The organism is Solwaraspora sp. WMMA2080, assembly GCF_027497395.1.
Taxonomy (GTDB): domain Bacteria; phylum Actinomycetota; class Actinomycetes; order Mycobacteriales; family Micromonosporaceae; genus Micromonospora_E.
Window position 1 is genome coordinate 3639720 of record NZ_CP114910.1, and the last position, 26351, is coordinate 3666070.

Sequence of the window (26351 nt, forward strand, 5' to 3'; positions counted from 1 at the left end):
GATGACCGCCGAGGACGACGGTGGTGATCGGTACTGTCACCGGGTGACCCCTGCGACGACCACCAGCACCGCGTCCGCTCCGGCGGCCCCGCCGCGCCCGGCCGGCCGCTCCGGCACCGGTCGGCCGAGCGCCGCCCAGTTGCTCGCCGCCGCGGTCGGCGCGGTCCCCGGCGGCGCGGCTAGGCCCGGCCAGCAGGAGATGACGGCGGCGATCGCCGACGCCATCCGCACCCGGCACCACCTGCTCGTGCAGGCCGGCACCGGCACCGGCAAATCGCTGGCCTACCTGGCACCAGCGCTGACCGTCGACGGCCCGGTGGTGGTCTCCACCGCCACCCTGGCGCTGCAGTCCCAGCTGGTCGAGCACGACCTGCCCCGGCTCGCCGACGCGGTCGAGCCGATCCTGCGCCGCCGGCCCACCTTCGCCGTCCTCAAGGGCCGGCACCACTACCTGTGCCTGGCCCGGCTGGAGGACTCGGCCGAGGAGGAGCCGACCGACCTGTTCGACGCCGCCGGCGACAACGGCGGCGACGCTGGCGGCGGCAGCGGCAGCGGCACCCGCTGGTTGGGTGCCGCGAACCGGCTAGGCAAGCAGGTGCAACGGTTGCGCGACTGGGCGATGGAGACCGACACCGGCGACCGCGACGAGCTGGATCCCGGCGTCGACGACCAGGTGTGGCGGCAGGTGTCGATGCCGGCCCGGGAATGCGTCGGGGCGGCCCGCTGCCCGTACGGCGAGGAATGCTTCGCCGAGGCGTCCCGGTTCCGGGCCCGCGAGGCCGATGTGGTCGTCACCAACCACAGCCTGCTCGCCGTCGACATGCTCGCCGGCCGGCACATCGTGCCGCCGCACAAGCTGCTGATCGTCGACGAGGCCCACGAGCTGGCCGACCGGGTCTCGTCGGCCGCCCAGGCCGAGCTCACCCCGGACGTGATCGACCGGGCCGCCCGGCGGGCCCGGCCGCTGCTGCCGCCGGAGACCGCCGAGCAGCTCACCGAGGCCGGTGACGCCCTCGCCGTCGGGCTGGGCGAGTCGCCGGCCGGGCGGCTGACCAGCGGTCTGCCGCCAGCACTGCACGAGGCGTGCACCCTGCTGGAGTCGGCGACCCGGGCCGCGCTGGACAAGATCGGCGACATCAAGGCCGACGACCCGGACCCGGTGCGCAAACAGCAGGCCAAGTCGGTGCTGGACGAGCTCTCCACGACCGCCCAACGGCTGCTCGACGAGGCCGAACACGACGTCGCCTGGGTGGAGAAGCCGGACGGCCCGGCCGCCAACCGCCGGGCGCTGGTGGTGGCTCCGCTGTCGGTGGCCGGCACCCTGTCCAGCCACCTCTACGAGGAGCGGACCGTGGTGGCCACCTCCGCCACCCTGACCCTCGGCGGGCGGTTCGACACGGTGGCCCGGTCGCTGGGTCTGGAGACCGCTACCCCGGCCACCGACAAGGCCGAGGCGGTCACGGCCGACGATCTCAGCTGGCGTTCACTCGACGTCGGTTCCCCGTTCGACTACCCCAAGCAGGGCATCCTGTACGTCGCCGCGCACCTGCCCCGGCCGACCGTCTCCGGGCTGCCCGCCCAGGCCGGCGAGGAGCTGCTGTCGCTGATCGGCACACTCGGCGGCCGTACCCTCGGATTGTTCTCGTCCCGGCGGGCCGCGCAGCAGGCCGCGGAGCTGGTCCGGGCCCGGACCGGGCTGACCGTGCACGTGCAGGGCGAGCAGGCGTTGCCGCTGCTGGTCCGCCGGTTCCGGGAGGACCGGGCGAGCTGCCTGTTCGGCGTGATGTCGCTGTGGCAGGGGGTGGACGTGCCCGGCGACGCCTGCCAGCTGGTGGTGATCGACCGGCTGCCGTTCCCTCGGCCGGACGAGCCGCTGGCCGCCGCCCGCGCCGCCGCTGTGGACGCCGCCGGCGGCTCCGGGTTCTCGGCGGTCAGCGTGCCGATCGCGGCGGTACGCCTGGCGCAGGGCGCCGGGCGGCTGATCCGGTCCACCGGTGACCGGGGCGTCGTGGCGGTACTGGACTCCCGGCTGGAGACCGCCCGTGGCTACGGTGCGTTCCTGCGCCGCTCGCTGCCGCCGTTCTGGTACACCACCCGGCCCGAGGTGGTGCAGGGCGCGCTGCGCCGACTCGCCGCCAGCTGACCCGCCGCGAGGTGGGCGGGTCAGCAGCCGGGCGGCTGTGGTCGGGTCACGGTGGGCTGGTGCCGATCACCACGGACTCCGGCGGTGGCGGCGGCGGGACGTGGCGGCGGCGGGCCAGCCGGCGTACCGCCGTGTTCAGCACCGCGATCAGCGGTACGGCGACCAGCGCGCCGACGATGCCGGCCAGCACCACACCGGAGGTCACCGCGAGCACCACGGCCAGCGGGTGGATCGCCACCGCCCGCCCCATGATCAACGGCTGCAGGACGTTGCCCTCCAGCTGCTGAACCGCGATCACCGCACCCAGGATGATCAACGCGGTGACCCAGCCGCTGTCCACCAGGGCCACCAGGATGGCCACCGCGCCGGAGAGGGTCGCGCCGACGATCGGGATGAACGCCCCCAGGAACACCAGCGCGGCCAACGCGAACGCGAACGGGATGTCGAACAGCACCAGGAAGATCCCGATGCCCACGGCATCAATGAACGCCACCAGCACGGTCGCCCGGACATAGGCGACCAGGGTCGTCCAGGCCGCGCTACCGGCGTCGTCCACCCGCCAGCGCGCGGCGACCGGGAACATGCCGACGATGAACCGCCAGATCCGCTGCCCGTCCCGGAGAAAGAAGAACGTCGAGAACAGCACCAGCAGCGCACCGGTGAACAGCTCCACGACCGTACCGGCGGTGGAGACCGCGCCGCTGGTCAACGTCTGGGTGTTCTCGGTAATCCAGTTCTGACCGGCCTCGACGTACTGGTCGAGCTGGCCGTCGTCGAGCTTCAGCGGCCCGGTGCGCAGCCACTGCTGGATCTCCCCGATGCCGCTGGACGCCTTCTCGCTCAGGTCCGGCAGTCCGGTGATGAACTCGTTGACCACCAGGGTCAGCGTGCCGACCACCCCGGCCAGCCCGGTGATCAGCACCACCGCCGTGGCCAGGGTGCGGGGCACATGGGCCCGCAGCAGCCAGCCGACCGCCGGGGCGAGCAGCGCGGCGAGCAACAACGCCACCAGCACCGGGATGATGACGATCCGGACGTTGCCGATGACCCGCAGCAAGGCCCAACCGACGATCCCGATCACGATCAACCGCCACGACCAGGCGGCGGCGATCCGTAGCGCGTGCGGCACGTCCGCGTCGTCGCGGCTCGTGGTCGACAGATGTCCGTCGCCCGGCGGCGGGGTCTCCGCGCCCGGGTCGGCACCCGCGCCGGCCAGCTCGTCGGCGGCACCGGCCGCGGCGGCCCGGCGGGACCGTTCCCGCTCCCGGGCGGCCCGCACCGACTCCCGCCCGGCCTCGTACGCCTGGCGTAGCCGCCCTCTCATTTGTTGCAGCCGGCTCAAGCGAACCCCCGGAGTCGAGTATCGGTGCGTACACGGTAGCGGGCACATGTGCGTCGTTGCTGCCGCTACCTCCCTGGACTCTCCCCGATGTGCCCCGTACGGGCATCGGGCAACCATCCGGCCGACCCACCCGCGACCGGCCGGCACACGCACGCGGTACGGTTCGGTCGTGACCGCCGACCCACCACACGACAACGGTTTGCCGATCCGCCTGCTGCACGACCGGGTGCTGGTCAAACTCGAAGGCGGCGAGGGCGAACGCCGCTCCACCGCCGGCATCGTGATCCCGGCCACCGCGTCGGTGGGCCGGCGACTGTCCTGGGCGACCACGGTCGGGGTCGGACCGAACGTACGCTCGATCGTCACCGGCGACCGGGTGCTGTTCGACCCGGAGGACCGCTCCGAGGTCGAGCTGCACGGCCGGGGCTACGTCCTGCTCCGCGAACGCGACGTGCACGCGGTGGCCGCCCAGCGGGTCGAGGAAGACTCCACCGGCCTCTACCTGTAGCTCAACGGCCCCACGCCGGTGCGGTCATTGTGACTCACCAGCCACCCTCGCTCGAATCGCCACCAGCTACGCACCCGTCACCGCACCGGCTGCCGTTGCGATGCTCGGCTTCCGCACCGCCGCTCAGATCGCCGCCAACGCCCAGCCCCGACCTACGCTGACCAAAGCCGACGTCACCCACGGCCCCGGCGTTGTTCCGGCTTGAGTCGTTATGTCCGTGTTGGAAATCGGACGTCGGCTGAGTTGCGGGACGAGCGCGACTCCTGATGATCTTGCGGGTGACTAGCCTCGAAGTTCATCGCTGGAGCCGCGCTCGTGACGACATCTTCCCTGACCGACCCCGTTGTTGACCACCTCGCCGATCTGGCGCTGTGGGAAGCCGAACTCTCCACCGGCCCGGCCGATCCCTTGTCGATGGCGTCGCCCCTGGTAGCACGCCTGGCCCGGGTGCCGGACCCCCGCCGGCCGCGCGGACGGCGCCATCCGCTGCTGGTGATCCTGGTCCTGACCGCGTGTGCCACCCTCGTCGCCGGCAACGACAGCCTGACCGCGATCCGGCAGTGGGCAGCCCGGACCCCACAGGACGTCCTGCACCGCCTCGGCGCCCGCCGTGACCCACTGACCAGCCGCTACCTCGTCCCGAGCGAACGGACCTTCCGGCGGGTCCTGGCCGCCGTCGACGGCGACGCCCTCGACACGGCGACCTGCGGCTACGCCGCGGACGTGGCACGCGGCGACGCCCCGGCCCCACGGATCCCCACCAGCGTCGACGAACCCACCGAACGCGAACAACGCCGCGCCGCCACCCGGACGCGCACCCACCCGGCACCGGCCGGACTGCTGCCCGCCGCCGCGATCGACGGGAAACTGCTGCACGGCACCCGCACCCCCACCGGACAGGTGTTCCTGGTCGCCGCCGTCACCCACGACCGTGCCGTGATCCTGGGCCAACGCCAGGTCGCCGACAAACGCGGCGAGGCCACCGCGACCGAGGACCTACTCACACAGCTCGACGTCGCCGGCATGCTCCTCACCCTGGACGCCCTGCACACCACCAGGAAAACCGCCCGGCTGATCACCGACACCCTGAACGCCCACTACATGCTGATCCTGAAGGGCAACCAGCCGCTCGCCCTGCGCGCCGCCCACACGTTGCTGTCCGGCACCGACACCGAGTTCGCCGACCGGACCGACGTCGACGCCGATCGCGGACACGGACGCACCGAACGCCGCACGATCCGCGTCACCGGCTGCGACGACACCCTGTTCCCCCGAAGTACCGGCGCAGGATCCTCGTGCGGGTCGACGGCGCTGGAGCCACCCACGACCTGCTACACCACCTGGAGCAGATGAACCGGCTGTGGCGCACGGTGCGCTTCACCGTCGGATGGACAATCACCGACGCCGACGAGATCGCGATCGCCGCCCTGCCCGAGCGGGCCTGGGACAGCAGCCTGCGTCAGGACGGGACCGCCACCGACACCGCGCAGGTCGCCGAACTGACCGGCCTCAACACCCGCCTCGGCGGCTGGCCCGCCGGGCTGCGGCTGCTCGCGCGGCGCACCCGCCCGGCCGCCCGGCACGCCAAGAAACTCACCGACCTGGAGAAGAAGACCGGCTGGCGGTACGCGATCGTGGCCACCAACATCGGTCGGATCGGCGGCGTGCCCGGCTCGCACCACCCGCAGTGGCTCGACGCCCCGCACCGCTCCCACGCCGGCGTGGAAGACCAGGTACGAACGAACAAGGCCATGGGCCTGCGGAACTTGCCCAGCAAGTCCTGGACCGTCAACCGCGGCTGGATCCTCGCCGCGAACATCGCCGCCGACCTGGCCGCCTGGACCCGGCTACTCGGCCTGCACGACCAACCCGATCTCGCCCACGCCGAACCCGACACCCTGCGCTACCGGCTACTGCACCTACCCGCGAAACTCACCACCCACGCCCGCCGCCGAACACTGTCCATCCCCGACACCTGGCCCTGGGCCGACGCGTTCCTGATCGGCTGGCAACGCCTGCACCTGCCGCTGACCACCTGACCCACCCAACCTGCCCCTACCAGCAGAAAGGCAAGCCCCGGGACCGGAGACCCGGCGCGCCCGCAGCGAGCCGCGGCCGGCCCGTACACCCACAAGAGGACAAAACAGTCAAGCCGAAACGGTCAGGCAGGGACCAAACCCCTCTGACGAATCGAGGTTGATGCCGCCCTTCGCGCAACAGTCAACATTGCCCATCACACGAAGGACTCCCTTGACCACATCAGCACCATACCGCTTCCCAGTCGACGTTCTCGTGTTCCTGTAGCGCGAGGACGGCCGAGGAAGCATTGGTTTGCGGTGGCAATTTGCACGATTGCCCTCCAGGCGGATTATAACCAACGGCACCCTTGTCGCATCGGATCATTTCGTGTTAGCGGCTAAAACCCACGTCCGCCAGGCGTCTTGCCAGGTCCTGCTGGTAGCGGCGTGGGAAGTCACCTCCCCGTAATTTCCCGGCAGCGAGCCGACCTGAAGGTCGCGCCACGCGCGCTGTGCCCGACTGCTGGCCACTTCCGTGTCGAGTTGAGTCCAGTACAGGAGCGTCTCCGACGTAGCCCTCTCACGCAGTCGCGGGTCGTCCCGGAACCATTCAACATTGTGATAAAGGTTGTTCAACTGCGCCACGATCGTCGTCACCACGGCCAGAGCCTCGGCTTCGGATTGGTTGGTGAGGGTCATCTGCCGGTGTGCGGCCGCTTGCCACAATGCTGAGAGCTGAGGAATCTGTTCTGGAGCGTCCCCACCGTCCGTCAACCATCGGTACGTCTGGCTGCTGAGCGCCAGGTTCACATCCACGAGCGCGCGATGCGGGTCCTGCCTCAGCGTGTCTGACGGCACAACCTCTTCTGCAGGTGTCGGTGACATTGACGGCGGCAGGGCGGGGAGGGCTAGCGCAAGGAAGGCTGGCACATCAGCTACCGCCTCGATCTTGATCGTACCGGGATGCCAGTCGCGGGCGGTGACGCTGATCTCGAGATCGCCGTGCTGGCACCGGACAGCCCATCGGCGGCTCCCTGCGCGTAGCATGTGGGACGCGACGGCTCGGCCGTCCACGACGACTTCGGTGTCGGCCTCGGCCCACTCCACCGCGGAGATCCGCTCGCCATCCTGGCGCAAATGGTGCTCGAGCAGCGAGCGCAGAGATTCGCCCTCTGCTAGAGTCCCATCCCGCCGGGACGTCGCCACTACCACTGCCGGATTCTCGTCGCCCCGCTGGCCCAAGTCGTGAAGGACTCGTACAGAGGTGACGACCCCTTCGGCACCGGCCCAGCTGGTCACCTGCGCGGGTGTCGACTGAACGACCTCGGATAACACAAAGATGGGTAGGTCGGCGGCGATGATCTGGGTTCGGGCGGCTTCGTGGTGATCGGCTGCCAGTACTCGGACAAGCCACGGATTCCGTCTATCCATACCTCACAGTATGGCAGACGTAGTCCTCAAGACCGTCGATCTCGTGGTGACTGCCGGCTCGGGCGGGAGCTGTCGACTGAGTGAGCCCCCTCATCCAGGGCCTTCTTGAGGTGCGTGACGGCAGGTAGTTATCGGCTTCATCCGGGTAGTGGGCGGGGCTGCCTGGCAGGGTGATGGTCCTGTCTGGTCGAGGCCGCTGTGGCGGACTCGGCTGCTGATCCAGGTGAGGTTGGCCAGGCCGAGCGGTCCGATGAACAATATTGGTGGTTATGTCACGCTGCGTGCTGCGGAGGACGCGCGTCCTGCCGCCCTCGCGGAGGACGGCAGAACGTTGCCTTGCGCCGCAGTATCGCTCCAACGGCAACAACGTAAAGTCCATCAATCGCTCTATACTGAGCAGAGATTATGAGATGAACTCTGTAACCTGTGGCCCAGCCGAGAAACAGATCCAGCCATGTGTCGTTATGGTGAAACTCCCGGTAGTCACCTTAGCGGTGGCGTAGCCGCGAGTGAGGCCAAGCACCCGGGTGTGACCAATCCAGGCGACGCCGGCCAGGTGGCCACCTCCTTCACTGTAGTTTTGCTGCGAAGAGCCGCCATTGTCCACGATAGCCACATGCCAGCTCACCTGCCAAGGAAGGCCAGCCCCAGAGTTACTGATAAAGAATCCCGTGCCCAGATTTGCTTTCTGATTTCCCGTCGAATTCAGGGAGACGTATGAGCTTCCGCACTCACCGGGGAGTTCCTGGTAGTCGTTTGTCGACGGGCCGGAAGAGTTCTTTACAGGCTCAAGGATTCCGCTAACCGGAACGTAGGTGCCGGCTCGTGCGGCAGCAGCTTTCGCCACCGGCACGGATGCAAGGGATCCGTCGGGTAGGGTCACGACTTCGTAGCCGTGCGCACGCGCAACTTTTGCATCAAAGCCTACCAGGCCGAACGGAGATTCAATTACCTTCCGCGAATGAGCCGAAGCAACAGATGGATCAATAGCGACAATAAGTGTTGCCGTAACTAACAATGCCAACGCGGCGGCCATCGGCCAGAAATTCGATTTCCAGATAGCACGGAAACTCATTCTCTGTGCCCTCCCAACATCGACGCCTGACACTGAAGGTACTGCACCTTTGACCGCAACGCAATGCCTGTCGAGACTTCGACCAGTACGGCAGCCGTCCATTCGGGCTGTGACCAGGAAGGACGGGTCAGCAGAAGTGGTACAACATAGACGTAGCCGCTATTGATCATGTCTCTGTGAAAACTACAAGATCGAAGACAGCTGCTGCTCCCAGGGTAGCGGCTGACCGGGCGGTGCGCGCACGGGGCAAGCTGTTGGAGCAAGGGATCAAGTTGATCTCGGAGACGGCTATCGGCGGTTCTGGAAGGGTGTCGGAGGTACGGAGTACCGTCTGGTGTGGTGGTATGCCGGGGATCGTGGGCTGGTGTGCCACTGTCCAGACCGTTGACGGGGAAGGGCTACCCGATGGCCACCATCGGCGACAACATCGCGCAGGTCAGGCGCCGGCAGTCGATCACTCAGGAACAGCTCGCGGCAGCGGCCGGAGTGAGCACCGAGACGATCCGCAAGCTGGAGACGAATCAGCGTACGACGCCTCGGATCGCGACGTTGCATGCGATCGCGCGGGCGCTGGGCGTGCCGACGACGACTCTGCTCGGGGATGCGAGCACCGGGGCAGCCCGCCGGGAACGCGGTCATCGTCCGCTCGCGTTGCTCGACCTGCGTCGGGTGTTGATCCCGGCCCGTGGACCAGCCGGGCTCATCGCTGACGAGGTGCCGGCGTTGCCTGCAGCGGGTGTCCCGGGACGGCTCGCCGAGGCGGACCGCGCCTACCACCAGGGCGACTACGCCGCAGCGTTGGCCGTGCTGCCACCACTCATCGCCGGAGCCCGGCACGCCGTCGAGAACGCCGACGACGCCAACAGGCCTGCCGCATACCGGACCCTGGCCCGCACCTATGACCTGACCAGCAGCCTGTTGATCCAGGTACGCGCGGTCGACCTCGCCTACCAGGCGGTGAACGCCGCCCAGGACGCTGCCGCATCTGCCGGCGACGAGCTGCTCAGCGCGACGACGGTCAAGCGCATGTCATGGCTGTTGCTGCGCCAGGGCCGGCTGACCGACGCGGAGCGGCTGGCGATCGCCACCGCTGACAGCGTCGAGCCACGGATCTCCCGAGCCACACCAGATGAACTCGCGGTGTGGGGCTGGCTGATGATGGCGGCAGCCGCCGCTTCCGCGCGGGACAACCGGCCGGACGACGCGGTCGCCCAACTCGACGCGGCGGCGGCTGCGGCGGCCCGGCTGGGCAGCCGGCCGGTCAGTGCTGGTCACCTGACGATCGTTGGTGGAATGCGGTCAACCAAAGTCGACATGATGCGGGCCGAGGCGGCGGCGGTCGCTGGCGAGCCGCGCCGGGTTCTTGACCTGGCGACCAATGTCCGCCGTGGTGGTGCTGAGAAGACTTCGTGGCGGCGACACCGGCTCGACGTCGCCCGCGCGCACGCTGAGTTGCGGGACTGGTCGGAGGCAACGGCGGTGCTCAGCGAGCTGGCCGCCGACGCTCCAGTGTGGCTGCGACACCAGCGGTACGCCCGCGACACCGTCCGCATGATCACCACCAGTCGCCGTCGGGCGATGGGCCAGGAGCTGGCGAAGCTCGCCGCACTGATGGACGGCCAGGCCGCCTGACCTGCACAACCGGCACCGGGAGTACCGGTTTTGGGGTCTGTCGGACAACGGGCACAACCCATGCATTCACTCTCAGTGATCAACTCGGCATCCTTCTACGTAGGACGGCGGTGCCGGGTCACGCACCATCACACAGCGGAACACCGCCCGGCCCGCCGTCCGCTCAGCTGGGCCCGACGCCGTACCCGCGATCGCCCTTTTCGCGCGTCGGGCCCGCCCGCTGGGCGGCGGCCCGGGGTCGACACGGAGAGCCACCTCGGGTCGCCGCCCTCCACGCTCTGTGCCGAGAGGAGCCTGTGTGGTGATGGATACGCGGAGTAACGTCTGGTGTGGCGGCAAGAGCCGGAAGTACTTCGGTCGGTGCCACCCGGCAGCTGACAAGGTGGTGACGCGCATGACCCGCATCATCGACCCGCGATGGCCGTCGACCTTGCGCCGGTTGCGTCAGCAGGCCGGGCTCTCGCTGCGTGATCTCGCCGCTAAGGCGCACTACGCCAAGTCATATCTGCACGATCTGGAAACCGGTCGCAAGACACCGCGGCCCGAGGTCGCCGATCGGCTCGACGACGTGCTTGAAGCCGGAGGTGTGCTCTCCGCGATGCTCACCGACGACGGCGCACACGATTCCACCGAACTGGCCCGCCGGGTCGCGGCCACCGACATCAGCAGCAGCAGCCTCGCTGGTCTGGAAGCGGCCGTCGACGAACTTGCCGTCGCCTACCCCGTCACCGCGTCGCACGTCCTCCTGCCACGCGTCCGCCGACACCTGACCTACGTCACCACCCTGATCGGTTCCGGCCGCCGGATGACCCTGGACCAGCACCGACGGATCCTCGTCGCCGGCGGATGGCTGTCGCTGCTCACCGCTACCGTGCTGATCGACCTACGGCGAAACGGTGCCGCTGCCGGTCATCTGCACACCGCCAGCGAAATGGCCGCCCACACCGAGCACGCCGAGATCCGTGCATGGTGCCTGGAAACCCACGCTTGGGAGGCGCTCACCGCCGGCGACCCCGCGACGGCGCTTGCCCTGGCCGAAGGGGCGCAGACCGTCGCTCCGACCGGCAGCAGCGCCAAGCTGCAGGCGACCGCACAGACCGGGCGGGCGCTGGCGCTGCTCGGCGACCGACCTGCCACCGGGCGACGACTGGCCCAGCTGGAGCGGATGGTGTCGCCGCTGAGCCAGCCGGACCGGCCCGAGCACCACTACCGCTACGACCCGGGCAAAGCCCGAGCGTACGTGGCGACCACCTTGGCGTGGGTAGGTGATCCGGCCGCCGCCACCGAGGCCGGCGATGTCCTGGCCCGGCTACTCGCCGAGGGCAGCCGCCCCCGGCGGATCGCGTCGGCCCGGTTGGATCTCGGCCAGGCCGTACTGTCGATGGACCCGCACGAGTCGATAGCGCAGGTCACGGCGGCGGTCACCTCGGGCCGGGTCGCGGCGTCGAACTGGTGGCGGGTCGACCGGGTACGCCGAGGTCTGGCCCGGGTCGGGGTGCCGGCCGCCGAGTTGGATGAGCTGTGCGCGATACATCAGCCGTCAATGTGACGGCGGACAGTAGCCAGCGCTGGCGGACGGCGACACTGTAGACCGTCGCCCAAGCGCCGGCCAGGCTAAGACCAGGTCGCATCACCTGTGGATCAGCGACCTGCCAGCTGGGCCCGACGCCGTACCCGCGATCGCCCTTTTCGCGCGTCGGGCCCGCCCACTGGGCGGCGGCCCGGGGTCGACACGGAGAGCCACCTCGGGTCGCCGCCCTCCACACTCGTCGAGGGGGACGTTGTGTTCGGAAAATGGTTTCAGCGTGCGAACATACCGGTCGATGTGGTGTATCCGGTGCCGGGTCGGCGGCGGTACGCCGACCGGACGGTGCCGCCGCCGGACCGTCGGCCGGCGACGCGGACCGATCGCGCGGAGCGGCGGGGCGGTAACGCCGGCCGGCACTACCTGCGGTGAGAAAGCCCCAGGCCGGTGGCGGTGGGCCGGTGCACGAGCCGGTGCGTCCGTCGTGGTGCTGTGCGGTGTGCCCGGAGGGGACGCCGTGGCCGTGCCCACCCGGCCGTGAGCGGTGAGTGTGGTGGTCGGGCGTCGGGTGGCCCTGTGGCGGGTCCGGCGGCGGATGACCCAGCAGGTGCTCGCCGACCGGATCGGCCGGTCGAAGAGCTGGGTGGAGAAGGTGGAGCGCGGGGTCCGCACCCTGGACCGGTTCTCGCTGATCCAGCAGGTCGCCGACGTGCTGCGGGTCGACCCGACGGAGTTGCTGGGCGACACCGGCCAGCCGCAGTCCGGCAGCGCGGTGGTCGGTGTCGACGCGGTCCGGGCGGCACTCGCGCGATATGAGGTGTTCGCCGCCGGGCCGGCCGGGCCGGCACCCGATGCCGGGGAGGTGTCGCAGCGGGTGGCGCACGCCTGGTCGACGTACCGGCACGGGGACCATCCTCGGCTGCTGCGGACGGTGCCGGAGCTGCTGGACGCCACACGGCGACTGCACAGCGCGCGACCGGAACATGGTACGGGTCTGCTGGTGCAGGCGTACCGGGTCACTTCGCTCGTGCTGGTCAAAATCGGCGAGGCGGACCTGGCCTGGCTGGCCGCCGACCGGGCACTCGCCACCGCGGGAAGCGATCCGATCCTGGCCGGGTCGGCGGCGGTGCCGCTCGCCCAGGCGCTGCGCGGGCTGAGCCAGAGCCGGCTGGCGATGACCACGGCGATCGACGCCGCCGAGCGAGTCGCCGCATCCACCGATGGGCAGGCGAGACCGGGTTCCCGGGCGGTGTACGGGACGTTGCTGCTGCAGGCCGGGTTGGCCGCCGCCGGCTGCGGCGACACCGCCAACGCCAGTGAGCTGCTCGGTCGGGCTACCCACGTCGCCGGGCAAGTTGGCGACGGGCAGGACTACCGTACGGCGAGCTTCAGCCCGGCGGCCGTCGAACTGGCGCACACCTCGACGTCGGCGACTTCACGGCGGCGGGACGGTGGGTGGTCGAGGCGGACCGCGTCGCACCGGCTGAAATCCGCTCCCGACCTTCCGCCCGTACCCTCGTGGCTGAGATTTCCCGCCACGGACCGCAGGTCGCCGGCGTCGCCCGGCTGGCGACGGCGCTCGGGCTGACCCGCTGCTGACCTCCCGCTAGCCCGGGGGTGGGCCGTAGCCGGGCGGCGGACCGTACCCCGGCGGAGGCGGTGCGCCATAGCCGGAGTACGGGGGCGGTGGACCGTAACCGGGGGGCGGGGGGCCGTAGCCGGAGAACGGGGGTGGGCCGTAACCGGGCGGGGTGCCCGGACCGGCTCCGGGCCAGCCCGGGTAGCCGGCGAACGTCGGTGGCGGAGGCGGCGGTGGCGGCGGTGGCGCGGTGAGCACCACCGGGATCGGCACCACCGGCTCATCCGGCGCGGGCACCTGCCGCTGGCTGCCGTCCGGGAAGGCGATCTGGTAGTCCACCCCGTTCCACAGCGCGTGCGGCGCCTGCGGGTCCCGGCCGACGAACGCCTGCCGGTAGCCGGCCAACGCGCTCAGCAGCCGCTGCTCCTCCTTGGCGTGCCGGGCCAGCTCCTTCGGTTTGCTCTCCAGGCCGCGCAGCAGCCCGTCGCGCAGCAGCGCCAGCTTGGTGGCGGCGGCCTGGAAGTCGCGCATCGCCCGTACGCCCGGCTCGCCGGCCACCCGGCTGGCCCAGCGGCGCGCCGAGTGCCGCCGGCCCAGGCTGCCCAACGCCGCTACCTCCGGCGGGGTGAACCAGCCGGCCCGGACGTAGTCGGGCAGCACCCGCTCGGTCAGCCGCCCTTCCCAGCTGCGCAGCCACACCGCCAGGCCGACCATGCCGAAGAAGATCGGCACCATCAGCCCGATGTAGCCGTACAGCAGGATCAGGGTCTGTCCGGTCGCCTCGACCAGCGTCGGGATCAGGTTCCAGGCCCCGTGCAGCATCATCGCCAGCAGCAGCCCGGCGGTCGGCGCGAGCACCCGGATGCGTCGGTCGGCGGTACGGGCGGCGATGCCCAGCCCCACACCGGCCATCGAGGTGAACAGCGGGTGGGCGAACCCGGTGAACAGGATCCGGACGATGAAGATGGCGAAGACGTTCTGCGCGCCGGTCGCCGGACCGTACTGGTCGGCGCCGGCCGCGTAGCCGTATCCGCCGAGGTAGAGGATGTTCTCCACCATCGCGAAGCCGATCGCCGACATGCCACAGTAGACCAGACCGTCGGTGATGCCGGACCACTCCCGGCGGCGGGTCAGCAGCAGCAGGATCGGCCCGAGTGTCTTGGTCAGCTCCTCGATGAACGGCGCCACCAGCACCGCCACCAGCGCTTCCGAGTAACCCAGGTTGTAGAGCAGATCCGCCGAGAAGTTGTTCACGTTCAGCGAGGCGTACGTGGAGACGAACGCCCCCCAGGCGAAGCAGAAGGCGAGGTAGCGCACCGGCTCCGGTTCGTACCGGTCCAGCCACAGGAAACAGGCGACCAGCACCGGTACGGGCAGCACCGCCGCGATGACGCCGACGGTCAACGCGACCGGGCCGAGCGCGGTGCCGAGGTAGACCAGGATGGCGACGCCGCAGCCGGCGATCAGCACCACGATGCCGGCCAACGCCAGCCAGCGCAGCCAGACGCTACGCCGCAGCCGACCGGCCGGCACGACCCCGTCCACCGACGCCGCCGCGGTTGGCGGGTCGGCCGGAGACACCGGCTCCGCCGACGTCTCCGGAGCTGGCTGCTCGGGCGGAGACACCGCATCCACCGGTTCGGTCGGATCGCTCGAATCCGCCGCAGGGCGGGAGCCGGATGGACCACCGGGGACAGTGTCGGACATTGGGCTAGCGTAGCCAGCACCAACCAACGGCGGGCAGCGTGTCGCCCGGCCGGTCATTCCGGGCCGTCGCGCCCGAACGCCTCACTGACCATCTCCTCGACCGTGCCAGCCTCGATCCCGCTGGCCCGGACCAGGTCGCTCGCGGTAGCCCTGACCTGGGCTACCACCACGCTGCCGTTGAACCCCACCCCGGCGTCGTACGCCGCACCGGCGCACCGGGCGGCATCCAGCGCCCGCCGCCGGGTGTGCACCGGGTCGGTACCCGTGTCGAGTTCGTGGCGCAGGATGCGCACCGCGTCGCCGAGGTGACAGACCGCCTCCGGCAGGGCGGACGGCACCGGCTCGTCCTCGGTCAGCAGGGAGACCACCCGCCGGGTGAGCACCCGCGAGTTACGCAGCCCTCGGGTGACGTACTCGGCGCTCTCGGCGTACTGGGCCAGCGGGCCGCGGGCCCGCCAGCGCGCCGGCGCCAGGACCGCCGTCTCGTGTCCCGCCTCGACCGCCTCCCGGAACTCGGACAACTCCTTCTCCGCATCGTGCAGCCGCTTCGATGCGGCCTCGGCCCGACGGCGGTCCCGCCCGGCCAGTGCCTTGCCGCTGAGGATCAGCATGTCGGACAGCACGTCCAACGCCGGGTCGGCGGCGCGGCGCACGATGACCAGCGGGTTGAGCGGCAGCAGCAGGATCAGCACCACCAGCCCGATCAGCCCGCCGACCAGGGCGTCGATGAACCGGTCCGGGTAGAGGCTCTCTGTCTGCGGGGTGAGGGTGGCGACCAGCACCCCGGACGACGCGGCCTGGGTGACCAGCGCGGCACCGCTGCCCAGGAAGACGGCGACCATCACCGCGAGCGGCACGATCAGCAGCAGCTGCCAGGTGCCGGTGCCGATGGTGATGATGATCAGATCGCCGATGGCGATCCCGACCGCGACGCCGACCACCAGTTCGGCGGCACGTTTCAGCCGTTGCCCGATCGAGGCGCTGAGGATGATCACCGCTGAGATCGGGGCGAAGAAGGGCAGCGGGTGGCCGATCACCCGACGGGCGATGAACCAGGCCAGCGCCGCCGCCAGGCCGGCCTGCAGGGCGAGTACGAGGTTGGCGCGGACCCGTTCCGACCGCTCCCGGACCTCGATGGAGACCCGGCTACGGGTCAGCGTGAGCAGCCCGGTGAGGCGGGGTGCCGCCGCCGCGCGTGGTGGCTTCCCGGCGTCGGCCATGCGGGCAGCGTACCGAGCAATTTGCGGCTTATGGCGTTATTGCCCATCCGGTCACGCCCGAGGTGGCCGGTCCGGTGCCGCGCTGGCTAGCCTGCGAAGATGTCCGACCTCATCGAGGCCCTCCGTGCGGCGCTGCCCGACGGCGCGGTGCTCACCGACCCCGACCTGCTGCGCGGCCACCAGCGCGACGAGGCCGACCTGTGCGCCGCCGGCACCCCGGCCGTCGTGGTCCGACCCCGCAGGACCGCCGAGGTGGTCGCCACCGTCGGCGTCGCCAACCGGTACGGCGTACCGGTGGTGCCGCAGGGTGCCCGGACCGGGCTGGCCGGCGCGGCGAACGCGGTCGACGGCGCGGTGGTGCTCTCCACCGCCGCGATGGACCGGATCGTCGACGTCGACCCGGTCAACCGCACCGCCGTCGTCCAGCCCGGCGTGGTCAATGCCACCCTTGCCGCCGAGGTGGGCCGGCACGGGCTGCGCTACCCGCCGGATCCCGGCTCGTGGGAGTCGTCCACCATCGGCGGCAACGTGGCCACCAACGCCGGCGGCATGTGCTGCGTCAAGTACGGCGTGACCGGCGAATACGTCATCGGGCTCGAAGTGGTGCTGGCCAGCGGCGAGGTGCTGCGCACCGGCCGGCGTACCGCCAAGGGGGTCGCCGGCTACGACCTGACCCGGCTGTTCGTCGGCTCCGAAGGCACCCTCGGGGTGATCACCGAGGTGACCGTCGCGTTGCGGCCGGCCGCCGACACCTCGCTCACCCTGGTCGCCGTCTTCGACTCCACCGCCGCAGCCGGCACCGCCGTCGCCGGCATCGCCTCCGGCGGACTCAGCCCCAGCCTGCTGGAACTGCTGGACCGTACCCATCTGCAGGCGATCGAGGCGTACCGGCCGATGGGGTTACGCACCGACGCGGCCGCGCTGCTGCTCGCCTCGGTCGACACCGGCACCGCCGCCGGCACCGACCTGGACCGGATCGCGCAGGTGTGCACCGCCGCCGGCGCAGCCGAGGTGTACGCCGCCAGCGACGCGGTCGAGGGCGCCGCCCTGCTGCAGGCCCGCCGGCTGGCCCACCCGGCGATGGAACGCCTCGCCGCGCGGACCTTCCCGGCCGGCAACGGCGGGCTGATCATCGACGACGTGGCGGTGCCCCGCTCGACGCTGGCCCGGATGCTCGACGGCGTCGAGGCGATCGCCGCCGAACACGCCGTACCGATCGGCGTCGTCGGGCACGCGGGCGACGGCAACCTGCACCCGAACATCGTGGTCGACCGGGCCGACCCGGACAGCCTGACGCGCGGCCGGGCGGCCTTCGACGCGATCATGCGGCTCGGGCTGGACCTGGGCGGCACCTGCACCGGCGAGCACGGCGTCGGCCTCCTCAAACGCGACTGGCTGGCCGAGGAGATCGGCCCGGTCGGCATGCGGGTGCACCGCGCCATCAAGCAGGCGCTGGACCCGACGAATCTGCTGAACCCCGGCAAACTGCTCTGGCCTTCAGCCGGCTAGCGGGCTCAGCCGGCCAGCCGGATGTTCAGCCGGCGGTGATGTCGGAGTCGGTCGGCCAGTCCACGCCCCGGTCGGCGGCGAAGCCGCGGACATCCGCCGCGCCGAGGCGCGCCGCGTCGGCGGTCGCGTCGTCCGGCATCCGCTGCGACTGCAGCTCCGCCGCCACCCGGGCCCGGTAGTGCTCCACCTCACGGTCCCGCACCGCGTCGTCCCAGCCAAGCACCCGGCCCATCACCTCGGCGGCGTGCCCGGCCGACTCGTTGCCCCGGTGCGGTGTCTCGATCGAGATGCGGGTCCGCCGGGTCAGCACGTCGTCCAGGTGCAACGCGCCCTCGGCGCGGGCCGCGTACGCGATCTCGGCAGCCAGGTACTCCGGTGCGCCGGGCACCGGACTGGCCAGCAACGGATCGTCGCCGATCAACGCCAGCAGCTCCACCGCCAGGGTGCCGTACCGCTCCAGCAGATGCTCCAGCACCCCGACCGGGACGCCATGCCGGCGGGCCACGTCAGCCCGGTCCCGCCACATCGCGGGGAACCCGTCGGCACCGAGCAGCGGCAGGTCGGCGGTCCGCGACGGCCGGTTCACCCCGAGCCGGGCCGCCGCCCGGTCCACCACGTCCGCGGCCATCACCCGGTACGTCGTGTACTTGCCACCGGCCACCAGCAGCAGACCCAGCATCGGCTCCACCACGGCGTGCTCCCGGGACAGCCGCGACGTCGAGTCCGCCTCACCGGACAGCAGCGGCCGCAGCCCGGCGTACACCCCTTCGATGTCGCGCGGCGTCAACGGCCGGTCCAGCACCGTGTTCACCTGGTCGAGCAGGTAGCCGATGTCGCGCTCGGAGGCGGCCGGGTGGGCGCGGTCGAGCCGCCAGTCGGTGTCCGTGGTGCCGATGATCCAGTGCCCGCCCCAGGGCAGCACGAACAGCACCGAGGTGGCGGTACGCAGGATCAGCCCGGCCTCACCGGTGATCGCCGACCGGGGCACCACCAGATGCACGCCCTTCGACGCGCGTACCCGCAGGCCGGGCCGGACCCCGACGTCGCCGAGCATCCGCGACACGTCGTCGCTCCACACGCCGGTGGCCGCGATCACGGTACGGGCGCGTACCTCGAACTCGGCGTCCGGATCGCCGGGCCGGGCCTCCATGTCCCGGACCCGCACCCCGGTCACCTCGCGGGCCTGGCGCAGCAGGCCGACGGCGCGGGCGCTGGTCACCACGGCCGCGCCGAGGCTGGCCGCGGTCCGCGCCAGGGTGACCACCAGCCGGGCGTCGTCGACCTGACCGTCGTGGTAGCGGATGGCGCCGGCGACGACGTCCGACCGCAGGCTGGGGAAGAGCCGCCGGGTGCCTTCGCGGGACAGGTGCCGGTGCAGCGGCATCCCCCGGCCGCCGCCAAACACCCCGGCGAACGCGTCGTACGCGGCGACCCCGGTGCCGTAGTAGGCCCGCCGCCAGAGCCGGCCGGGCAGCGCCCGTGGCCCGCTGGCGCCACCCTGCGGCAGCGGAACCAGGATCGGCACCGGCCGGACCAGGTGCGGGGCGATCCGGGTGGCCAGCAGCCCACGCTCGGTCAACGCCTCGTGCACCAGCCCGAACTCGAGCTGCTCCAGATAGCGCAGCCCGCCGTGGATCAGTTTGCTGGACCGGCTGGACGTGCCGGCGGCGTAGTCGCGGGCCTCGACCAGCGCCACCTTGAGACCGCGCGACGCGGCGTCGAGGGCGGCGCCGACGCCGGTCACCCCACCCCCGATCACCAGTACGTCGAACCGCTCGCCACGTAGGCGGCGCAGATCGGCGGCGCGGCGGGTCACGGACAGTTGGCCGGCGGCGTACCGGGAGACGGCAGGGTCACGCACCTCTCCACCGTATCCGGCCGCCTAGGGTGACGGACATGACGCAGCCGCCCGGTCATCCCGGCTACCCGTACCCCGGTCAGCCCTACCCGATGCAGCCGCCGTACCCGATGCAGCCGTCCGCCGCCGCCGGGCCGCCGCCGGCCAGCGTGTGGCCGACGGTCGCCGCGGTGGCGATCGCGATCTGGTCGGTCGGTGTAACGGTGTTCGCGCAGGCCGGCGGCTGGCTGACCGATCAGGTCCTGCTGGCCAGTGGGCTGCCTACCCCGGCGGTGGTCTGGCCGCTGATCGCGTTCGGCAACGCACTGCTGGTCGGCGTACCCACCATGCTGCTGGCGCTGGTGCCCCGGTCACCGGCGGTACGGGCGACCGGCCGGGCCTGGCTGGTCGCCGCGTTCGCCCTCGGCGGTTTCGGGCTGCTGCGGGCCGTACCGACCGTCCACCATGAGCTGTACCTGGCAACGCTCACCGTGCTCGCCGCCGGCGGCGCCGCCGGGCTGCGGGCGCTACGGCGCCGGGCCGAACCGAGCGAGGCCGAACCAGGTCCGGCCGAACCAGGTCAGCTTCAGTCAGCTCAGGCCGAGCCAGCTCACGCTCAGTCCGGCAAGGCGGACCGGATGGTCGCTGTCCTGCTCGCCGTCGCGGCCGGGCTGGTCATGCTGCTGCCCTGGTGGTGGGTCGGCGCGCTGGGCGGCGCGGTGGAGACGGCACTCGCCGTCGCCGCAGCGGCCGCGATCGGCTGGTACGCCGCCGAACTGCTGCCCCGCCGGTTCTGGACGGCGATCGGTGCCGGCCCGCAGGGGCGCTCGGCGGTGCGCACCATCCTGCTCGGCGGGACGGTCGCCGGGGTCGGGCTGCTGCTGCTCGCCGCCGGCATCGGCCAACCCGGCGGGCACCTGGCCGCGATCCTGGTGCTGCCGCCGATCGGGTACGCGGCTGCGGCGATCGGCTGGGCCGCCGACCGGTCCAGCGCGCCGGTCGGCGTACTGGCCGGGCTGTCCGCCGCCGGACCGCTGGCCCTGCTCGACCCGGAAGAGGTCTCGCTGCTCCTGGCCATCGGCCGTGACGTGCCGTTCTGGGCGGCGGTCGGTGCCGGCGTCGGGCTGGCGCTGGCGCTCGCGTTGGGTGTCGGCCTCGGCTTCGGTCTCGGTTGGCGGCGGGCGGGTCGACCACCACGGCTGGCGGGTCGACCGCTGCGGTGGGTGGCGGTGGCCATCGTCGCGGTGCTGGCGGTGGCCGGTGCCGCCGTGCACCTCGCCGTCGGGCAGCCGGGACTGCACGGCGAACGGCTGTTCGTGGTGCTGCGGGAGCAGGCCGACCTGTCCGACGTGCCGCGCGGCACCGGACCGCAGGCCCGCGACGAACGGGTCCGTACGGTCTTTCAACGGCTGGTCGACACCGCCGAGGCCAGCCAGGCCGACCTGCGCGACGATCTGGACGGGTGGGGGCTGTCCTACACGCCGTACTACCTGGTCAACGCGATAGAGGTGGACGCCGGGCCGGCGCTGCGGCCCTGGCTGACCCGGCGGGACGACGTCGACCGGGTGCTGATCAGTCAGCAGCTGCGGCCGCTGCCGGCCACGGTCGAGCCCGAACGGGGCGACCAGCCCGCTCCGCGTACCCCGCCGTGGAACATCACCATGCTCGGTGCCGAACGGGTCTGGACGGAGCTTGGTGTCGAGGGCGCCGGCATCGTGGTCGGCGCCTCGGACTCCGGGGTGGACGGCGACCACCCGGCGCTCGCGGACGGGTTCCGGGGCGGCGGCGACTCCTGGTTCGACCCGTGGAACGGCACCGGTACGCCGACCGACAACAACGGGCACGGCACCCACACGCTCGGCTCGGCTGTCGGCGACACCTCGATCGGGGTCGCGCCGGGCGCGTCCTGGGTCGGCTGTGTCAACCTGGACCGCAACCTCGGCAACCCGGCACGCTACCTGGACTGCCTGCAGTTCATGCTGGCCCCATTCCCGACCGGGGGCGACCCGTTCGCCGACGGGCGACCGGAGCGCGCCCCGCACGTGCTGACCAACTCCTGGGGCTGCCCGGAGCTGGAAGGCTGTGACCTGGGTTCGTTGCGGCCGGCCACCGAGGCGCTGGCCGCCGCCGGGCTGATGATGGTGGCCGCCGCCGGCAACACCGGCCCGTTCTGCAGCTCGGTCGACGACCCACCGGCCCCGTACACCGATGTGCTGACCGTCGGCGCGGTGGACGCCGACCGGGAGGTCACCGACTTCTCCAGCCGGGGCCCGGCACCGGACGGCACCGTCAAGCCGGACCTGGTGGCGCCGGGCGCCGACGTCCTGTCGGCGATGCCGGGCGGCGGGTACGCGGCGCTGGACGGTACGTCGATGGCGACCCCGCAGGTGGCCGGGGTGGTGGCGCTGCTGTGGTCGGCGCAACCGGAGCTGATCGGTGATCTGGACGGCACGGCGCGGATCCTGCGGCAGACCGCCGCCGAGGCCGGCACCGGGGGCGGTGACACCTGCGGTGACCCGGCGAACCTCACCGGCGCCGGCCTGGTCGACGCGTACGCGGCGGTGCAGGCCGCCCGGTCCAACGCCTGATCGGCGCTCGGCCGGTCTGCGCACCGGTCGGCTGACCGGCGGGAGCAGAGACGCCGCAGGGCGGTTACCGGGAAGCTGCCCGGTAACCGCCCTGCGGTCTTGTCGCTACCTTCTTGTCGCTACTGCGGCGTGGCTGGACTCAGAAGTCCATCTCGCCGCCGCCCGGCGCACCCGCCGGAGCCGGGGTCTTCTCCGGCTTGTCCGCCACCACGGCCTCGGTGGTCAGGAACAGCGCCGCGATCGACGAGGCGTTCTGCAGCGCCGACCGGGTCACCTTGGCCGGGTCGATGATGCCCGCCTGCAGCAGGTCCACGTAGTCGCCGTTGGCGGCGTTGAGGCCGTGGCCGGCCTCCAGGTTGCGGACCTTCTCCACCACGACGCCGCCTTCGAGGCCGGCGTTGACGGCGATCTGCCGCAGCGGGGCGTCCAGCGCGATCTTCACGATCTGCGCGCCGGTCGCCTCGTCGCCGACCAGGTCGAGCTTGTCGAAGGCGGTCTTGCCGGCCTGCACCAGGGCGACGCCACCACCAGGGACGATGCCCTCCTCGACGGCTGCCTTGGCGTTGCGCACCGCGTCCTCGATGCGGTGCTTGCGCTCCTTGAGCTCCACCTCGGTGGCCGCGCCGACCTTGATCACCGCGACGCCACCGGCCAGCTTGGCCAGCCGCTCCTGCAGCTTCTCACGGTCGTAGTCGGAGTCGCTCTTCTCGATCTCGGCCCGGATCTGGTTGACCCGGCCCTGGATCTGCTCGGCGTCGCCGGCACCGTCGACGACCGTGGTCTCGTCCTTGGTCACCTGGACCTTGCGGGCCCGGCCCAGCATGTCGATGGTCACCGCGTCGAGCTTCAGGCCGAGCTCCTCGCTGACGACCTGGCCGCCGGTGAGGATCGAGATGTCGGTCAGCATCGCCTTGCGGCGGTCACCGAAGCCGGGAGCCTTGACGGCAACCGACTTGAAGGTGCCGCGCACCTTGTTGACGATCAGGGTGGCCAGCGCCTCGCCCTCGACGTCCTCGGCGATGATCAGCAGCGGCTTGCCCGACTGCATGATCTTCTCCAGGATCGGGAGCAGATCCTTGACCGAGGAGATCTTGCTGTTGACGATCAGGATGTAGGGGTCGTCGAGGACGGCCTCCATCCGCTCCGGGTCGGTCCAGAAGTAGGGCGAGATGTAGCCCTTGTCGAAGCGCATACCCTCGGTGAGCTCGAGCTCCAGGCCGAAGGTGTTGCTCTCCTCGACGGTGATGACGCCTTCCTTGCCGACCTTGTCCATCGCCTCGGCGATGATCTCGCCGACGCTGGAGTCACCGGCGGAGATCGACGCGGTGGACGCGATCTGCTCCTTGGTCTCCACGTCCTTGGCGAGCTTGCTCAGCTCCTCCGCGACGCTGGACACGGCGGCCTCGATGCCCCGCTTCAGGGCCATCGGGTTCGCGCCGGCCGCGACGTTGCGCAGGCCCTCGCGGACCAGGGCCTGGGCCAGGACGGTCGCCGTCGTCGTGCCGTCACCGGCCACGTCGTCGGTCTTCTTGGCGACCTCCTTGACCAGCTCGGCGCCGATCTTCTCGTACGGGTCCTCGAGCTCGATCTCCTTGGCGATGCTCACACCATCGTTGGTGATGGTGGGGGCGCCCCACTTCTTTTCGAGCACGACGTTGCGGCCCTTCGGGCCCAGCGTCACCTTGACGGCGTCGGCGAGGGTGTTCATACCCCGCTCGAGACCGCGGCGCGCCTCTTCGTCGAACGCGATCATCTTGGCCATACGGCGTTGTCCTCCTGGACGCTCGCAGCACCGGAGCCGGTCAGCTCCGCCATGCCGCCTGCTCTACGCACCTTCGGACGTCGCTACCTGACGACAGTGACGTCCGCCGGCCGGGCCGGATAGCCCGCGACGACCGGCCATCTCCGCCACCCCGCGAAGCGGGACGACGGCGGTGGCCCCACCGCCCCGACCTTTGGCACTCCCGGTTGGCGAGTGCCAATCCTTGTTTAGCACTCTCCCCTGTCGAGTGCAAGCGAACAGCAACTTGCCGGCCCGACGTACCCCTTCGGGCCGCACGGCCGCCGACAGCGGTCGCGGTCAGGATCAGGTGAGCAGGATCGCCGGGCGGCGAGACGATGAAAGGCGCCGGCTCCACCAGGAGAACCGACGCCTTGCGGGTACGCAGACTGTGTCGACTAGGCGATGACCCGGACCCTCTCCGCCTGAGGACCCTTCTGCCCCTGAGCGATCTCGAACTCGACGCGCTGCCCGTCGTCGAGCGCCTTGTAGCCGTCCATCTCGATCGCGGAGAAGTGGACGAAGACGTCCTGCCCCCCGTCGACCGCGATGAAACCGTAGCCCTTCTCGCTGTTGAACCACTTCACGGTGCCCTGCGCCACGGTGCACTTCCTCACTTCTGTCGTGCCGGGCCTCTGCCGGCCCTCTGGTCGGCGCGTTCGCCGACCGAAGCCACCGATCGGGACTCCAGTGCGGGTGCCCGAATACAGCAGCCGAAATCGCACGCTACACGAGGTCCGACGGCACCGCACTACCCCAAAAGGGGACATTAACCCCCAGTCAAGTCTCTCTGGCACCACATCTCGTTGACCACGTGTGTCCCGTACACCGCAGAACGTGAAGTCCGGACGGCATCGCGCGCCTGGCAGCCGGGCCGTCCGACGGCCGGACCGCACCGCGCCCCGACATGACCGCGCCCGCCAACGCCACCCGGTGGCCGCCGCCGTCGGGCTACTCATCGTGCTGTCGGCGTTCACCGGCGGCCTGCCCGGGGACGCCGGCAAACCACCGCCGCGCGAGCCGGGCTGGACCGTCGCCGACCAGGACCACGACCATCAGCGCAGCGTGTTGCTGCGCGCCGGGCCGGTGCCGACACCGACCGACGGATTCTTCTCCTGGGCGGCGCTGAACCGGCGTACCGGGCTGATCACCGGGTCACCGAACTTCACCGCACAGAGCGACACCATGTCGTTGATCAAGGTGTGGTTGGCCGCCGACGACCTGCGCCGCGCCGACGAACAGGGCCACATGCTCCGGACACCTCAGCTCGCCCAGCTGTCGTCGATCATCCGGGACAGCGACAATCCCGGCGCGGACGCCACCTACGACCGGGTCGGTGGCCAGGAGTCCATCGAGCGGATGGTACGGATCTGCGGACTGACCGACTCGGCCCCGGAGCGCGACCGGTGGAGCAACACGATCGTCTCCGCCCGCGATGTGACCAGGCTGGGGCGCTGCCTCGCCGACGGGCGGGCGGCCGGGCCGCAGTGGACACCGTGGCTGCTGTCCGAGATGCGCGCCGTCCGCGGTGCGGGCGACTTCGGCCCGCGGGACGCGCTCACCGCCGAGTACGCGGCCACCATCGCGATCAAGAATGGCTGGCTGCTGCGCGACGAGGACGGGCTCTGGCACGTCAGCTGCCTCGCGATCGGGGAGACCTGGGTGATCGGCGCGCTGGCCCGCTACCCCGGGCGGCACGGGCTCGACCACGGCATCGACTACTGCCGGCAACTCGGCACCGCCCTGCTGCTGGTGGCGTGACCCCGTTGCCGGCGAGGGCATGACCGTGGCGGCTGGTGGCGTGACCGGTACGGGCCGGGCCGAAGGCGGGATTCCGGTTGTCCGCCGGGCCGCGCCGGGCAAGCATGCCGGCATGGGAACTGGGACCGACACCGACCACGTCGTACCGCCGGTAGCCGCAGTCCGGCGGATCCGGGCCGACGACGCCGCCCGGATGCGCGCGCTGCGGCTGGAGATGCTCGCCGATTCGCCGCTGGCGTTCATCGAACGGCTCGCCGACGCGGCGGCCCGCCCGCTGCACGAGTACGCCGAGCGGGCAGCCCGGTCCGCCGTCGGTGACCTGATCGCCCAGTTCGTGGCCGAGACCGGACCGACATCGTTCGTGGCGCACGCGGGAGCACACGTCTGGCGCGACGACCCGTCGGTGTCCGTCCTGTTCGCCGTCTACATCAGCCCGGCCTGGCGCGGCCGGAGCCTGCTCGCCGAACTGGTAGACGCGGTCGCTGCCTGGTCACGTGCGGCCGGGCGGCCGGAGCTGCTGCTGGAGGTGGTGGTCGGCAACGACCGGGCGGTACGGGCGTACCAGCGGCTCGGCTTCGCCGACACCGGCGTACGCCTGCCGCACCCGACCCGGCCGGACCTGACCGAGTTGCAGATGCGCCGGCCGGCGTGACCGGCGGGCCGGCACGGGAGCCGACCCGACACCGGGCCGGCACG

At 71.2% G+C, this 26351-nt stretch carries 19 protein-coding genes; 11 read left to right on the forward strand and 8 right to left on the reverse strand.

Going from position 1 to position 26351, the window contains the following annotated elements; all coding sequences use genetic code 11:
• The first annotated feature begins 1 nt into the window (after position 1).
• The gene (locus O7543_RS16665) at positions 2-2143 is read left to right on the forward strand and encodes an ATP-dependent DNA helicase (RefSeq protein ID WP_348650017.1); all 2142 of its coding nucleotides are present in this window, start codon (positions 2-4) and stop codon (positions 2141-2143) included.
• 46 nt (positions 2144-2189) lie between these two features.
• Here the strand turns inward: O7543_RS16665 and O7543_RS16670 are convergent, their stop codons facing one another.
• On the reverse strand, positions 2190-3533 hold the full coding sequence (locus tag O7543_RS16670; RefSeq protein WP_348650018.1) for an AI-2E family transporter: 1344 nt from the start codon (positions 3531-3533) through the stop codon (positions 2190-2192).
• Positions 3534-3654: 121 nt separating this feature from the next.
• Here O7543_RS16670 and O7543_RS16675 point away from each other — a divergent pair, with 121 nt between their 5' ends.
• The 3 genes from O7543_RS16675 (at position 3655) to O7543_RS16685 (ending at position 6032) form a co-directional block, all read left to right on the forward strand.
• Complete coding sequence (locus O7543_RS16675) at positions 3655-3993, forward strand: co-chaperone GroES (protein ID WP_123605868.1); 339 nt, start codon at positions 3655-3657, stop codon at positions 3991-3993.
• A gap of 315 nt (positions 3994-4308) precedes the next feature.
• Positions 4309-5346: an ISAs1 family transposase gene (locus O7543_RS16680; protein ID WP_281552982.1), complete on the forward strand. Its 1038-nt coding sequence runs from the start codon at positions 4309-4311 to the stop codon at positions 5344-5346.
• Entirely contained in the window at positions 5289-6032 is a 744-nt protein-coding gene (locus tag O7543_RS16685) for a transposase (protein ID WP_281552981.1), read from the forward strand. Before O7543_RS16680 ends, O7543_RS16685 begins: the two co-directional genes overlap by 58 nt.
• A gap of 360 nt (positions 6033-6392) precedes the next feature.
• Here the strand turns inward: O7543_RS16685 and O7543_RS16690 are convergent, their stop codons facing one another.
• Together O7543_RS16690 and O7543_RS16695 are read right to left on the reverse strand one after the other, a co-directional pair.
• Positions 6393-7442 (reverse strand): hypothetical protein, encoded by a 1050-nt coding sequence (locus tag O7543_RS16690; protein WP_281552980.1) that lies wholly within the window; start codon positions 7440-7442, stop codon positions 6393-6395.
• Between the two features lie 403 nt (positions 7443-7845).
• Positions 7846-8517 (reverse strand): hypothetical protein, encoded by a 672-nt coding sequence (locus O7543_RS16695; RefSeq protein ID WP_281552979.1) that lies wholly within the window; start codon positions 8515-8517, stop codon positions 7846-7848.
• A 366-nt stretch (positions 8518-8883) separates the two neighbouring features.
• On the opposite strand from O7543_RS16695, the gene O7543_RS16700 reads away from it, so the two are divergent.
• The 3 genes from O7543_RS16700 to O7543_RS16710 all read left to right on the forward strand — a co-directional run bounded on the left by O7543_RS16700 (position 8884) and on the right by O7543_RS16710 (position 13262).
• Positions 8884-10149: a helix-turn-helix transcriptional regulator gene (locus tag O7543_RS16700; RefSeq protein ID WP_281552978.1), complete on the forward strand. Its 1266-nt coding sequence runs from the start codon at positions 8884-8886 to the stop codon at positions 10147-10149.
• A 394-nt stretch (positions 10150-10543) separates the two neighbouring features.
• Entirely contained in the window at positions 10544-11698 is a 1155-nt protein-coding gene (locus tag O7543_RS16705) for a helix-turn-helix transcriptional regulator (protein ID WP_281552977.1), read from the forward strand.
• A gap of 520 nt (positions 11699-12218) precedes the next feature.
• Positions 12219-13262, forward strand: coding sequence for a helix-turn-helix domain-containing protein (locus O7543_RS16710; protein WP_281552976.1), 1044 nt, complete (start codon positions 12219-12221; stop codon positions 13260-13262).
• A gap of 18 nt (positions 13263-13280) precedes the next feature.
• Here O7543_RS16710 and O7543_RS16715 read toward each other — a convergent pair whose 3' ends face one another.
• Entirely contained in the window at positions 13281-14960 is a 1680-nt protein-coding gene (locus tag O7543_RS16715) for a PrsW family glutamic-type intramembrane protease (protein ID WP_281552975.1), read from the reverse strand.
• Between the two features lie 53 nt (positions 14961-15013).
• Complete coding sequence (locus O7543_RS16720) at positions 15014-16180, reverse strand: FUSC family protein (protein ID WP_281552974.1); 1167 nt, start codon at positions 16178-16180, stop codon at positions 15014-15016.
• Positions 16181-16279: 99 nt separating this feature from the next.
• Between O7543_RS16720 and O7543_RS16725 the strand changes: the two genes are divergently transcribed.
• Complete coding sequence (locus O7543_RS16725; protein ID WP_281552973.1) at positions 16280-17689, forward strand: FAD-linked oxidase C-terminal domain-containing protein; 1410 nt, start codon at positions 16280-16282, stop codon at positions 17687-17689.
• Positions 17690-17714: 25 nt separating this feature from the next.
• Here O7543_RS16725 and O7543_RS16730 read toward each other — a convergent pair whose 3' ends face one another.
• Positions 17715-19550, reverse strand: coding sequence for a glycerol-3-phosphate dehydrogenase/oxidase (locus O7543_RS16730; RefSeq protein WP_281552972.1), 1836 nt, complete (start codon positions 19548-19550; stop codon positions 17715-17717).
• 107 nt (positions 19551-19657) lie between these two features.
• Here O7543_RS16730 and O7543_RS16735 point away from each other — a divergent pair, with 107 nt between their 5' ends.
• Positions 19658-22114, forward strand: a complete 2457-nt coding sequence (locus O7543_RS16735; protein ID WP_281555394.1) for a S8 family serine peptidase — start codon at positions 19658-19660, stop codon at positions 22112-22114.
• Between the two features lie 139 nt (positions 22115-22253).
• Here O7543_RS16735 and groL read toward each other — a convergent pair whose 3' ends face one another.
• Together groL and O7543_RS16745 are read right to left on the reverse strand one after the other, a co-directional pair.
• On the reverse strand, positions 22254-23876 hold the full coding sequence (gene groL / locus O7543_RS16740) for a chaperonin GroEL (RefSeq protein ID WP_281552971.1): 1623 nt from the start codon (positions 23874-23876) through the stop codon (positions 22254-22256).
• A 416-nt stretch (positions 23877-24292) separates the two neighbouring features.
• The gene (locus tag O7543_RS16745) at positions 24293-24496 is read right to left on the reverse strand and encodes a cold-shock protein (protein ID WP_067305333.1); all 204 of its coding nucleotides are present in this window, start codon (positions 24494-24496) and stop codon (positions 24293-24295) included.
• Positions 24497-24731: 235 nt separating this feature from the next.
• Between O7543_RS16745 and O7543_RS16750 the strand changes: the two genes are divergently transcribed.
• Positions 24732-25655: a serine hydrolase gene (locus tag O7543_RS16750; protein ID WP_281552970.1), complete on the forward strand. Its 924-nt coding sequence runs from the start codon at positions 24732-24734 to the stop codon at positions 25653-25655.
• A gap of 112 nt (positions 25656-25767) precedes the next feature.
• On the forward strand, positions 25768-26307 hold the full coding sequence (locus O7543_RS16755) for a GNAT family N-acetyltransferase (protein ID WP_281552969.1): 540 nt from the start codon (positions 25768-25770) through the stop codon (positions 26305-26307).
• Positions 26308-26351 lie beyond the last annotated feature (44 nt).